The organism is Pseudomonas sp. GM80, assembly GCF_000282515.1.
Lineage (GTDB): Bacteria > Pseudomonadota > Gammaproteobacteria > Pseudomonadales > Pseudomonadaceae > Aquipseudomonas.
The window spans coordinates 1-13090 of the sequence record NZ_AKJD01000164.1 but is presented as its reverse complement, the minus strand read 5'-3'; the positions used below and the strand labels follow the sequence as shown (position 1 = coordinate 13090).

Below are 13090 nucleotides of genomic sequence, written 5' to 3'. Positions count from 1 at the left end.
CCGTGACGCTCCGCGTCACAGCCTCAACAGCGGACGCAGAGCGTCCATGGCGGCGTTCCCACGCGGAGCGTGGGAACGATCATCAGTTCATGGCGCCGTAGCGTTTCATCGCTTCAATCGCCAAGCCGCTACCAATGCTGCCGAAGATGTTCCCTTCAACATGCCGCGCATTCGGCAGCATCGCCGAGACGCTGTTACGCAGCGCCGGAATCCCGCTCGAACCGCCGGTGAAGAACACCGTGTCGACCTGATCGACCGCCACGCCAGCATCGTTCAACAGCTGCGTAACACTGCCGCGTACCCGCTCCAGCAGCGCATCGATCGCCGATTCAAACAGCGCGCGGCTCAATTCCACGCTCAACCCGGCCTCGATCCGATCCAGCGGCACATGGCGGCTGTCGGTGTGGGTCAGCTGGATTTTGGTTTCCTCGACTTCCATCGCCAGCCAGTGGCCGGCGCGCTGTTCGATCAACTTGAACAGGCGATCGATGCCGCCGGTGTCTTCGATGTCGTAGCGCATGCTGCCCAGCGCCAGGCTGGATTTCTGCGAATACACCGAGTTGATGGTGTGCCAGGTCGCCAGGTTCATGTGGTGGCTGGTCGGCATGTAGGCGCCGCTCTTCATGCGGCTGCCGTAGCCGAACAGCGGCATCAGGCCTTGCAGGCTCAGCTGTTTGTCGAAGTCGGTCCCGCCGATGTGCACACCGCCAGTGGCGAGGATGTCGTCGTGACGGTTATCCAGACCACGACGCTCGGGCGACAGGCGCACCAGCGAGAAGTCGGAGGTACCACCGCCGATGTCGACGATCAGCACCAGCTCTTCTTTTTCGATGGTCGACTCGTAGTCGAAGGCCGCGGCGATCGGTTCGTACTGGAAGGACACTTCCTTGAAGCCAATCTTCTTCGCCACGTCGACCAAAGTGTCTTCAGCTTCCTGGTCCGCCAGCGGATCGTCATCGACAAAGAACACCGGGCGACCGAGCACCACTTGCTCGAATTCCCGACCGGCGGCAGTTTCGGCACGGCTCTTCAGTTGGCCGATGAACAGACCGAGCAAGTCCTTGAACGGCATTGCGGTGCCGAGAACGCTGGTGTCGTGCTTGATCAGCTTGGAACCGAGCAAACTTTTCAACGAGCGCATCAGCCGGCCTTCGTAGCCTTCCAGGTACTCGTGCAGCGCCAGACGACCGTAAACCGGGCGGCGTTCCTCGATGTTGAAGAAGACCACCGACGGCAGAGTGATCTTGTCGTCTTCCAGCGCGATCATCGTTTCCATGCCGGGGCGCAGCCAGCCGACGGTGGAGTTGGACGTGCCGAAGTCGATGCCGCAGGCACGGGCTGGAGAGGCGTCTTTCATGTCTTTCGGTTCCGGTCAAAAAAACGGCCGCGCAGTGTATGTCAGTGCGCGCCAGAATCGAAGGCCGGTCATCTGCTATTTCACGACTAAACTGGTTGAAAATCGCAGCTTCGCCCCAAACTTGCTGGCATGGGCCGGCAGAACCACCGGCGGTCACAAGAACCGCCGTCCACTGCCGATAAACTTCTGCTGCGCCACCCGGTCACAACCTTGAGATCGGTCAACCTGGCACGCGCGAATCGGCGCATGCTTGGCAACGGCGCGAAATCGATAACGGATGGTGATTCCTTCAATGGACTTCAAAGACTATTACAAGATACTCGGCGTGGAGCCGACAGCAGACGACAAGGCGATCAAGGCTGCCTATCGCAAGCTGGCGCGCAAATACCACCCCGATGTCAGCAAGGAAAAAGACGCCGAGGAGAAATTCAAGGACGCGTCGGAAGCCTATGAAGCGCTGAAAAGCGCCGACAAACGTACCGAATACGACGAGCTGCGCCGTTATGGCCAGCATGGTCAGCCGTTCCAGGGGCCACCGGGCTGGCAGAGCCGTGGCGGCTTTGGCGGCGGCGGTGCTGACACCGGCGACTTCTCGGACTTCTTCAGTTCGATCTTCGGCAATCGCGGCCCCGGTTTCGGTGGCGGTGAAGGTCGGCAACAACGCAGTGCAGGGCGCCGAGGGCAAGACGTGGAAATGGAACTGCCGATCTTCCTCGAGGAGACGCTCGCCAACGAATCGAAGAAAGTCACCTTCCAGGTGCCGCAATACAACGCCAACGGCCAGCACGTCAGCAACACCAGCAAGAGCCTGAACGTGAAGATACCGGCGGGCGTGACCGACGGCGAGCGTATTCGCCTCAAGGGCCAGGGCGCACCGGGCGTCGGTGGCGGGGCGAATGGCGACTTGTACCTGACCATTCGTTTTGCGCCGCATCCGAAATTCGATGTTGAAGGTGAAAACCTGATCATCACCTTGCCGTTGGCGCCGTGGGAACTGGCGCTGGGCACTGAGGTGGCCGTGCCGACCCTGACCGGCAAGATCAACCTCAAAGTCCCGGCCGGCAGCCAGAACGGCCAGCGCATGCGCGCCAAAGGCCATGGCTTGAAAAACAAGGCGGGTGAGCGCGGTTATCTGTTCGTGCAGCTCAAAGCCGTGATGCCGAAAACGTCCGACGATGAGGTCAAGGCACTGTGGCAGGAACTGGCGAAGAAAGCCGCTTTCAATCCGCGAGAGAACTTCTGAATTCGACGACGGAGTAGCCCATCATGAGCAGCCCCCTGATCGTTCAACTGGACCTGGCAGAATTCTGTGAGGCGGCCGATTTGTCGGACGTCTACGTGATCGAAATCGTCGAACACGGCATCCTCGAACCTCAGGGCGCGCAGCCCCGGGAATGGCGCTTCACCGACTACGAACTGGCCCTGGCCAAACGCGCCGCGAAGCTGCGGCGCGATCTGGAGCTGGAGTGGGAAGGTGTGGCGCTGGCGCTCGATCTGCTCGAAGAAGTCCATGAGTTGCGAGCCGAGAACCGCATGCTCAAACAACGCCTGGCACGCCTGGTCATCGAATAACGCCCTGTAGGAGCTGCCGAAGGCTGCGATCTTTTGATTTTGTTTTTAAAGACAAGATCAAAAGATCGCAGCCTTCGGCAGCTCCTACAGGGTTCGCGGTAACACCACGCTGAACCGTGTGCCGTCAGCCTCATTCGAGCTGACTTCAATCGTCCCGCCATGGGCATTGACCACTTCCCTGACGATAAACAAGCCTAACCCCAGACTGGTCGAAGGCTGCCCGAGTGCTTCATCGGCGCTGCGCACCAGCGGATCAAAAATCGTCGCCAGCGCGTCTTCCGGAATCGGTGTGCCGAAGTTATGCACCGACAGGCATACCGCGTCCGCCTCATCCTGCAACGTCAGCGTCACCTGTTGCGTGTTCGAGCCATGCTGCAGCGCATTGCCGATCAGGTTCTGCAGCAATTGATCGATGCGCCCCGCGTCCCACATACCTTGCGTATCACCGTGAATGTGCAGCACTGGCGAGCAATTCGGGTTGCCGGCACACGCCTCGGCGATCGCCGCTCGCGCCGCTTCGGCCAGATCCATCGGGGCGGGTTCGATCGGCAGACTTTTGCCGAGGCGACTGCGCACCCACTCCAGCAAATCACTGACCATCGCGGCCATGTGCCGAGCGCCGCGCTTGATGTTGTGGGCGCAGGTCAGCGCCTCGCCTTCCAGCGCCGCTTTGCGTAATAGCAACTCGGTGGACATGCTCACCGCTTGCAGCGGCGCGCGCAGGTCATGGCCAAGGATCGCCAGAAAGATGTCCCGCGAACGGTTGACCTGTTCTGCGTACGCCGCCGTCGACTCGGCCAGCGCTTCATCAATGGCTTCATTGAAACGAATCATGTCCTGAAAGTAAGTCATGTCCGGTGATTTGAGGCTGTCGACCCAGCGGCGGATCACACAGGCGCGCAAATGACGAAACTCCGAGGTCATCTGTACCAGATCAAAGCCCGCGATGTGGCGCAACTCACCATGACTGGCGCCGGCCTGATCCAGGCTTGGGGTTTTCTCCGGGCCTTCGCCCTTGGCTTTGGCGGCTTGCTCGTTGGCACTCTGCGGTTTGTTCATGTCACGGGCGGCGGCCAACAGAATGGCTTTGGCGTGATCACGCAGGCCTTCTGCGTCCATGTAATCGGCAGCGGGAGTGATAGAGGCGGCGAACAGCTCCCACTCCGCGACGATGGGATCCACGTTGCATACGATGAATTCGGAAAGGCGCATAAGCGGTTACCTGCGTATGAATCGATGGACGGCGATTCGCATATTAGCCTCTCTGGCGAGAAATACACGACCGCTGGTGCCCGGCTCCCGGGGAATTTTTTTTAGTGCGGTACATATGTATTTTCGGCTCTTTAATAACTGCGCGGTTATGGCTTTTTCAGCGTGTTCTTGAGCAGGATTTTGGTTTTTTGTTTTTTCTCGTCATCCGTAATCTGAGCGCCAGTTATTGGATGACGAGGTTCTCAATATGGATATTGTGACAAACACAGTTTCGACAGATAACGGCCCGCATCACGATGTATTAATCGGGCTTATTCCAGAGGCTATCAAACAGGCTCCGGCCCATCGGCTTCAATCGCTGGAAGCGAACCTCAACGTTGCAAAACACTATTCGTCATGGCCAGCAGCAGGCCGCGTGCGTTTGCAGCAACTGGTACACACCCATTGGCAGCTTCAGGGGGGCGTCGATACCTCCCTGAAGCACCTTGAACAGAACATCGAAGACTTTGCCCGGCCCTTGCTGACCGAGGCCCTGAAAAGCCAATTGAAGGTCGATCTGGACGTCGACGCGACGATGCTCAGGCTTTACGTCCCGGACAAAATTATCTTCGGCATCGACCGAGGGGCCACGCGCTCGCAGCACTCCACATTGCTGGCCGCGGCGTTGCACAATTTCGAACAGGCGGAAACCGAGGAAGGCTACTTTCGCAGTGGCTCCGGTGTGTACGTCGCCGACGCTGACGGCGCGCCTGTGCAGCACGCTATCACGGTCGGTGAGGTTGCCAGCGTCTGCCGCTCGCTGGATATTGGCGCGCAATATCAGCAACACCTCAAGGCGTTGTTGCTGCCCGACGATGTGACGAAGCAAGCGACATTGAGAACGCAATCGGTGGCGGTCGAGAAGTCCGCGCTGCAAGTCGCCGCGGCCATTGCCGGAATGAACGCCGATCTGGGCATGCACGCTCAGGCCGTCATCAGCGACGTGATCAGCGGACAACGATCGATCAGCTTTCACGGGCGTGCGTTGAAGGCGCATCGTTTGCGGATCATGGGGTTGGAGTTGTCCGGTATCGTGCTGTTCAGTGCCGTTGCAGAAAAAAACGAGATCGAGAAATTCCTGCTGGGGCTAGTATCGCCAGAACTTCAGTTCCTGTTTGACTGGTCGCGGCGTATCCCCGGCCTCAACGATAATCTGTATGAAAAATACAAAGTGCTCAGTGATGTGTTCGCCAATGGACCCAGTGCTGTCACTGACGAAATGTCCCGGCGTAACGACTTCTACGATCAAAGTATTCTGAATGGGCCGTTGGTTGCCTATATCCCGGATGATCCGCTGCATCCATTGAAAGAATACCCGTCGCTGACCGCGTTCATGAAAGCCTTGGCCACGCAGTTGCTGGAAAAATCCTATCAACAGTTTTTCAGTCGGTTTGTGGCGCAGAAGGACAAGCCGAAATTTTTCAGACGGGTCAATGAGCGTCTCAAGGAAATCACCTGGCATCAGCGCGAGCCTCTCGACATGGGACCGTGGTGGCGGGAGACACCGATTGAAACCCCCCATGCGGAACCGATCACCGTGCCGATCCAGGGCGGTCTCTGGGAGCACCTGTACCTGCGCAAACGCGACAAGTCGATCAGCGATGCACGACTGATCGCTGTGCCTACGGGGGATGAAGATGCTAAAAGCCGCTGGAACCGACTGATCAGCTATCTGGACTATGGCTGGAACATCTTCAACTTCGTCGTGATGCTGGTACCGGGCGTCGGCGAGGTAATGCTCGGGGTGATGGTCGCCCAGTTGCTGGCCGAATTTGCCGAGGGCATCGAGGACTGGAGTCACGGTGACAAGGAGGAGGCGTGCGCACACATCAACAGCGTAATCCTCAACTTTACGCAACTGGCATTGATGAGCGCCGGGCATATTCTGCCCAAAGGCGCTGTAGCCATTAAACCTTCGTCTTTTGTCGACAACCTCAAGGCGGTGCCCCTGGCCGATGGCCGCACGAAAATGTGGAACCCCGATCTGGCCCCCTATGCGCACAATCTGGCGCTTCCTGCCGGTACTTGGGCTGACGAGTCCGGGCTGTATCCGCATCAAGGAAAAAAAGTGTTGCACCTGCAGGGCAGGCAGTACGTGGTGAAGGAGGATCCACTCAACGGCCAGTTCCGCATGCAACACCCGACGCGAGCCGACGCCTATGCGCCTCGGGTCGAGCACAACCGGGCGGGCGCCTGGAAGAGCGAAGTCGAACGTCCGCTTGAGTGGGAACAGATTCAGTTGTTGCGCCGTCTCAATCCGCTGGCCGCCACCTTCAGTGAATCAACGCTGGCACAAGTGCTCAAGGTCAGCGGTATCGATGACGGTGTGCTGCGCCGCCTGCATGTCGAACATGAGCTGCCGCCGCCCTTGTTGACCGATACCCTTAATCGCTTCGATCTCTACGCCTCGATCAGCCAGTTCGGTGAACAGATCCGCAACGGCCACATCAGCGATCACCTGAGCGGTTATCTGCCGGGGCTGCTGACTGAGTTGCCGCGCTGGCCCGAGTCAAAAGCCATCACCCTGAAAGATCCGCTGCCGACCGGTCGAGACTCGATCACCTACGGCAACTCCAACGCCGCTGCGGTCGACACGCTTATCGTCAGCCAGGAAGACATTCAGACGGGCAATCTTGAAGGCCGGGTACTGGCGTTTCTGGATGAGACGGAAATCGAAGCGCTGCTCGGCCGCGCCATCTCCACCGACAAAACCGTGCGTGTCCAGGCATTGCGTGAAGCGCTGGCGCAGCGTGCCACCAAGCGTGCTTCACGGGTGTTCGAGTCGCAGTACAAAACCTCGGATGTTTCCGCCGACATGCGTGTGCGCAGATTGCACAGCGATTACCCCGAGTTACCCTGCAGTGTGATCGAACAAGTGCTCAAGGACGCCGACCCGCAGAGTGTGCGGGTGTTCGAGGAGAGCGGGCAGGTCGTCCTCAAGCTGCGTCAGCAACTGCGCACGGCGGGTGAAAAGATTCGTCTGAATCGCGCCTACGAAGGTTTGTACCTGGAACAACTGGAGAGTACGGACAGCCATCGCCTGGTACTGCGTTCGATGGAGAGCCTGCCGGGCTGGTCGGCGCAAGTGCGCATCGACATTCGCGAGCTCGCTTTCGACGGCCGGTTGCAGGCCAGCGTTGGCGCGGCGGATGCGCCGATTCGCAAAGTGCTGATCGCTGATGAGGACGGCCTCTACAGTGCACGCGATGAACAAGGATTGCAGCTGCACAGTGCCGAGGATCTTTACAGCGCGGTACTGCACGCCTTGCCTGATGCGCAGCGTCAGGCGCTGGGTTTCGACATTTTTCAGGGGGACTTGCTGAAACAGGCGATTCAGCGTTCGCCTCTGAGTCACGAGCAATTCGAACAGGTGCTGCTGGAAAACCCTGTTCGCAAGCCCGCTTATGATCCCGAAAACATGCGCTTGCGTGGCGGTATGCAAGGTTATCCGCTACGGCCTAAAGACTGGTCAGCGCTCAAGCGCCGAGTCGGGTCGCTGTATCCCGCCTTCACGGACGCACAGGTGGAAAGCCTGCTCGACGGCTTCGGCGCCAACGTGATGGAAATGCGTGTAGCGGCGCTGGAAAAAGAGTTCAGCAGGTTCAACCTGGCGTTCCAGCGCTGGTTGAACGACATGAGCCTGGCCTATCGCTTCAGCCCCGAAGGCGTGGCGGAGTGGACGTCGCGCAACCGGGTCTATCAGCTTCTGCGCCAATGCTGGCAACGCACCGGCCCTGCTGGCCCCCCGGCATCGGGAGTGATCCGCGCGCAGGCGTTGGTACTCAATGGCCTGCCGATGGACCGTCATCTGCTGACGATGCCCCGGCTCACCGCCAGTTTCGATCATGTCACTTCCTTGAGCCTGCAGAACGGCCAGATTCTCAGCGACCAACAGCACTTTCTAGGCAGCTTTCGTCAGTTGCGCGACCTCGATCTGTGGAAGAACCGTTTGAGCGATTTTCCAGAGGTGATCAGCAACATGGCGTACCTTCGTGTGCTGACGCTTTCGGACAATCAGATCTCGTTGACCGCTGAAAGCGCCGCAAGGTTGCGCGCGATGAGTCGGTTGCATGTGCTCAAGCTTGATGGCAACCCACTTGGGCAAGTGCCGGACATCAGCCAAATGCCGGCCTTGCTGATACTGACCCTGGACAGTACCGGTATCGACACATGGCCGATCGGTCTGTTTGCCAAGCAACGTCCGCGCAATCTGTATCTGGATTTGCGCTTCAACCAGCTCAGCGAGCTTCCGGACGTTGCGCCAGGTTCGGTATACGCCGAACTGATTGCGCGAACCAACGTCAGCCGTGACGCCTTCCATCTGTCTGCAGAGAATCTCGAGAAGCTCAAGCGGTACATCGAGTCTGTCGGCCTCGACCCGGACCGTCCCTATCCGTCGCGCGGCACCATCGACAGCTCCTACTGGGATGCAGGCATGAGTGAGGCTGAATGGAATGCACGCCAGCCGTTATGGGATGAGGTCGAAGATGAGTTCGGCGCCGAGCCGTTCTTTAACGAGTTGCGCAAGCTGACGGCCTCCGCCGACTTCGGTACCACGGATTCGATTTACCGAACCGACCTCACGGCCAAGGTCTGGCGAATGATTTTCGCCATGAACGAGAACACCGCGCTGCGCGAGAAAATTTTCGCCGAGGCCGTCGCCTCCACAACCTGTGCGGATGCCGGTGCGCAGTTTTTCAATGCAATGGGCGTCGAGGTGCTGGTGCATGAGGCCTACGGGTTGATCAGCACCGATCTGGTGGAGGCCGAACTGGTGGCGCTGGCTCGTGGTAAATCGCGCCTCGACGAGTTGGGGCAAATCGCCCGACAGCGTGTGGCCGATCGCTTGAAAGCTGGCGAGACATTTCGCCGCGAGAATGCTGACGGAGTCACCGGCAGCATTGATGAAGTGGAGGTTCATATGGCCTACATGACCGATCTGGCCGACCGCCTGGACCTGCCGTGGCAGTCGCGCGGCATGTTGTTCCGCAAAGTCGCCGGCGTCACCGAGAAGATGATCGAGGATGCTTATCAGCGAGTGATCGCGCTGGAGGAGGGAGAGCTGCTGGCGCCACGAATTCTTGAACAGCCGTTTTGGCAGCAATTCCTCAAGCGTACTTACCGCACAGAGTTCGATGAGTTGCTGACCTCTCTCAAGGATGAGGACGATATGGCGCAGTTCGAAGCCTTGCAGACGCTGGAGAAAAGCCTGACGCAAAAAGCGATTGATCGCGCGAAGCTGCAAACGGTGTATCCGCCGTTTACGGTTCAGCCGTAATAAAATCTGGAGGCGTTGGGGCGCCTCCAGGTGCTTTGCCTCAATGGTTCAAAACAGAAAGTAGCGCTGCGCCATCGGCAATGTTTCCGCGGGCTCACACCACAGCAATACGCCGTCGGCCTTGACCTGATAAGTCTGCGGGTCGACGTCGATGTTCGGCAGGTAGTCGTTGTGGATCAGGTCGGTTTTCTGCACGTCGCGGCAACCTTTGACCACAGCGATTTTCTTCTTCAGTCCCAATGCTTCAGGCAGTCCGGCTTCCTCTGCTGCCTGACTGATAAAGGTCAGGCTGGTGGCGTGCAACGAGCCACCGTAGCTGGCGAACATCGGGCGGTAATGCACCGGTTGCGGTGTCGGGATCGAAGCGTTGGCGTCGCCCATGAGGCTGGCGGCAATCGCCCCGCCCTTGAGAATCAGCGTCGGTTTTACGCCGAAAAACGCCGGACGCCAGAGCACCAGGTCGGCCCATTTGCCGACCTCGATCGAACCGACCTCATGGCTGATGCCGTGGGTGATCGCCGGGTTGATCGTGTATTTGGCGATGTAGCGTTTGGCGCGGAAGTTGTCGTTGCCTGCGCCGTCCTGCGGCAGTGGGCCGCGCTGTTTTTTCATCTTGTCGGCGGTCTGCCAGGTGCGCGTGATGACTTCGCCGACGCGGCCCATGGCCTGGCTGTCGGAGCTGATCATCGAGAACGCGCCAAGGTCGTGGAGGATGTCTTCGGCGGCAATCGTCTCGCGACGGATACGGCTTTCGGCGAACGCGACGTCTTCGGCGATGCTCGGGTCGAGGTGATGGCAGACCATGAGCATGTCGAGGTGTTCGTCGATGGTGTTGCGGGTGAACGGGCGTGTGGGGTTGGTCGAACTTGGCAGCACGTTAGGGAAGCCGCAAGCCTTGATGATGTCCGGTGCGTGGCCGCCACCGGCGCCTTCGGTGTGATAGGTGTGGATGGTGCGGCCCTTGAACGCGCCGAGGGTGGTTTCGACGAAGCCGGACTCGTTGAGGGTGTCGGTGTGAATCGCCACCTGCACGTCGTATTGGTCGGCGACAGTCAGGCAGTTATCGATGCTCGCCGGGGTGGTGCCCCAGTCTTCGTGCAGCTTGAGGCCGATGGCGCCGGCCTTGACCTGTTCGATCAGCGGTTCCGGCAGGCTGGCGTTGCCCTTGCCGGTGAGGCCGATGTTCATCGGAAAGGCGTCGGCGGCCTGAAGCATGCGCGCCAGATGCCATGGGCCGGAGGTGCAAGTGGTGGCGTTGGTGCCGGTGGCAGGTCCTGTGCCACCGCCGATCATGGTGGTAACGCCGCTCATCAGCGCTTCTTCGATTTGCTGTGGACAGATGAAGTGGATGTGCGTGTCGATGCCGCCAGCGGTGAGGATCATGCCCTCGCCGGCGATCACTTCGGTGCCGGCGCCGATGGCGATGGTCACGTTGGGCTGCACGTCCGGGTTGCCGGCTTTGCCGATGGCGGCGATGCGCCCGTCCTTGAGGCCGACGTCGGCTTTGACGATGCCCCAGTGGTCGATGATCAGCGCGTTGGTAATCAGTGTGTCGACCACTTCGGCGGCCAGCAATTGGCTTTGGCCCTGGCCGTCACGGATGACTTTGCCGCCACCGAATTTCACTTCTTCGCCGTAGGTGGTGAAGTCTTTTTCGACTTCAATCCACAGTTCGGTGTCGGCCAGGCGCACCTTGTCGCCGACGGTGGGGCCGAACATGTCGGCGTAGGCTTGTTTAGAAATCTTCATGTGCTTGCCTTGGGATTCAATGATCGTTCCCACGCTCTGCGTGGGAATGCCGCCATGGACGCTCTGCGTCCGCCGTTATGTGACGCGGAGCGTCACGGGATGCATTCCCACGCAGAGCGTGGGAACGATCAATCAGTCGAGATCACCCATGATTCGTCCGGCAAACCCGAACACCCGCCGATGCCCGGCGTAATCCACCAGTTCCACCTCGCGACTCTGCCCCGGTTCAAAACGCACCGCTGTCCCTGCCGGAATGTTCAGGCGCATGCCACGACTGGCCGCGCGATCAAACGCCAGCGCGTCGTTGGTTTCAAAAAAGTGATAGTGCGACCCCACCTGAATCGGCCGGTCGCCACTGTTGGCGACTTTCAGGCGGATAGTGCGGCGATCAACGTTGAGTTCGATGTCGCCGGGCTGGATCTGGTACTGGCCAGGAATCATCGCTGGGCTCCTTGCAGAATCTTGTAATAGAGGGCGGTCGGTCGATAAGTACCGTTCGGGTCGCAGGCGTAATCGGGAATCTGACCCGCATGGGTGTAACCCAGTGCCTTGTAGAAATCTTCGGCGGGAGAGCCGGCCTCGGTGTCGAGGTAAAGCATGCCGCGCTTGTGCTTGGGCGCCTCGAGTTCCAGCGCGCTCATCAATTGTTGACCGAGACCGCGACGCCGCGCGCCTTCGCGCACCAGCAGTTTTTGCACCTCGGCACGATTGAGTCCGTTGGACTTTTGGCAGAGCCCCAATTGCACGCTGGCCAGTACTTCTTCGTCCTTGACCACGACCCAGAGCAGCACGCTGCCCTTGTTGACGTTGTCCTGAACTTCATCGAAATACGCGCGCGCCTGTACCGCATCGAGATCGGCCATGAAACCGACGCTGGCGCCATAACCCACCGCGTCCAACAGCAGATCGATCAGGCCCTGACGATAATGGGCAAAGCTTTCAGCGTTGACGCGGCGCAGTTGGGCGGCGTTCATCGGTGTCACTCCTTGATGGTTTCAGGCGGCTCCGCGCCAGGATTGAGGGTCAGTTGCATAAAGGTCAGGTCGAGCCAGCGGCCGAACTTGGTGCCGACTTGCGGCATCTGTCCGGTGGTGATGAAACCGGCTCGCTCGTGCAAGCGAATCGAAGCGGCGTTGCCACTTTCGATGGCGGCGACCATCACGTGCTTGCCGCAGGTCTTCGCCCGTTCGATCAGTGCGGTCATCAGTTGCGGGCCGAGGCCGTTGCCACGCTGGTCGCTGCGCACATAAACCGAGTGCTCGACGGTGTGGCGGAAACCGTCGAACGGCCGCCAGTCACCGAACGAAGCGTAGCCGAGCACAGTGTTGTCGGCGTCGACGATCACCAGAATCGGATAGGCCTGGGCCTGACGCGCGCTGAACCACGCCTGGCGGTTGCCGAGGTCGACGGCCTGTTCATTCCAGATCGCTGTGGTGTTGAGCACGGCATCGTTGTAGATATCGCGGATCGCTGGCAGATCGGCATGCAGGGCATCGCGAATGGAGTAAGTCATGGCGCGGCCTCAGACGATCGGTTGGTGGACGGTGACCAGTTTGGTGCCGTCGGGGAACGTCGCTTCAACCTGGATCTCCGGGATCATTTCCGGGATGCCTTCCATCACTTGTTCGCGGCTGAGCAGGGTGGTGCCGAAGTGCATCAGCTCGGCCACCGTCCGGCCGTCACGCGCGCCTTCAAGCAGGGCGGCGGAGATGTAGGCCATGGCTTCCGGGTAATTGAGTTTCACGCCGCGCGCCAAACGCCGCTCGGCGACGAGGCCGGCGGTGAAGATCAGTAGCTTGTCTTTTTCGCGTGGGGTCAGGTCCATTGTGCAAATCCAGTATCGGCAGTTAAAAATAATGACGTACACCCTGTAGGAGCTGCCG

Annotated in this window: 10 protein-coding genes; 3 read left to right on the top strand and 7 right to left on the bottom strand. The window is 59.5% G+C overall.

The window, feature by feature from the left end; genetic code table 11:
* Positions 1–82: 82 nt before the first annotated feature.
* A complete protein-coding gene (locus PMI37_RS22825; protein ID WP_008085447.1) occupies positions 83–1357 on the bottom strand; it encodes an Hsp70 family protein in 1275 nt (424 codons plus the stop codon).
* A gap of 292 nt (positions 1358–1649) precedes the next feature.
* On the opposite strand from PMI37_RS22825, the gene PMI37_RS22820 reads away from it, so the two are divergent.
* Both PMI37_RS22820 and PMI37_RS22815 read left to right on the top strand, forming a co-directional pair.
* On the top strand, positions 1650–2600 hold the full coding sequence (locus tag PMI37_RS22820) for a DnaJ C-terminal domain-containing protein (protein WP_008085444.1): 951 nt from the start codon (positions 1650–1652) through the stop codon (positions 2598–2600).
* 23 nt (positions 2601–2623) lie between these two features.
* Entirely contained in the window at positions 2624–2929 is a 306-nt protein-coding gene (locus PMI37_RS22815; protein ID WP_008085443.1) for a chaperone modulator CbpM, read from the top strand.
* A gap of 84 nt (positions 2930–3013) precedes the next feature.
* Here the strand turns inward: PMI37_RS22815 and PMI37_RS22810 are convergent, their stop codons facing one another.
* Positions 3014–4141, bottom strand: coding sequence for a sensor histidine kinase (locus PMI37_RS22810; protein ID WP_008085440.1), 1128 nt, complete (start codon positions 4139–4141; stop codon positions 3014–3016).
* 415 nt (positions 4142–4556) lie between these two features.
* Here PMI37_RS22810 and PMI37_RS22805 point away from each other — a divergent pair, with 415 nt between their 5' ends.
* A complete protein-coding gene (locus PMI37_RS22805; protein ID WP_162130785.1) occupies positions 4557–9458 on the top strand; it encodes an NEL-type E3 ubiquitin ligase domain-containing protein in 4902 nt (1633 codons plus the stop codon).
* 48 nt (positions 9459–9506) lie between these two features.
* Here PMI37_RS22805 and ureC read toward each other — a convergent pair whose 3' ends face one another.
* From ureC to ureA, 5 genes are all read right to left on the bottom strand, one after another.
* Complete coding sequence (gene ureC / locus PMI37_RS22800) at positions 9507–11207, bottom strand: urease subunit alpha (RefSeq protein WP_008085435.1); 1701 nt, start codon at positions 11205–11207, stop codon at positions 9507–9509.
* Positions 11208–11339: 132 nt separating this feature from the next.
* Complete coding sequence (locus tag PMI37_RS22795; RefSeq protein WP_008085434.1) at positions 11340–11648, bottom strand: urease subunit beta; 309 nt, start codon at positions 11646–11648, stop codon at positions 11340–11342.
* On the bottom strand, positions 11645–12181 hold the full coding sequence (locus PMI37_RS22790; protein ID WP_008085433.1) for a GNAT family N-acetyltransferase: 537 nt from the start codon (positions 12179–12181) through the stop codon (positions 11645–11647). The genes PMI37_RS22795 and PMI37_RS22790 overlap by 4 nt, the downstream gene beginning before the upstream one ends.
* 5 nt (positions 12182–12186) lie before the next feature.
* A complete protein-coding gene (locus tag PMI37_RS22785; protein WP_008085432.1) occupies positions 12187–12720 on the bottom strand; it encodes a GNAT family N-acetyltransferase in 534 nt (177 codons plus the stop codon).
* A 9-nt stretch (positions 12721–12729) separates the two neighbouring features.
* Positions 12730–13032 carry an urease subunit gamma gene (gene ureA / locus PMI37_RS22780; protein WP_008085431.1) on the bottom strand — a complete coding sequence of 101 codons (303 nt, stop codon included), beginning with the start codon at positions 13030–13032 and terminating at the stop codon, positions 12730–12732.
* Between the last annotated feature and the right edge of the window lie 58 nt (positions 13033–13090).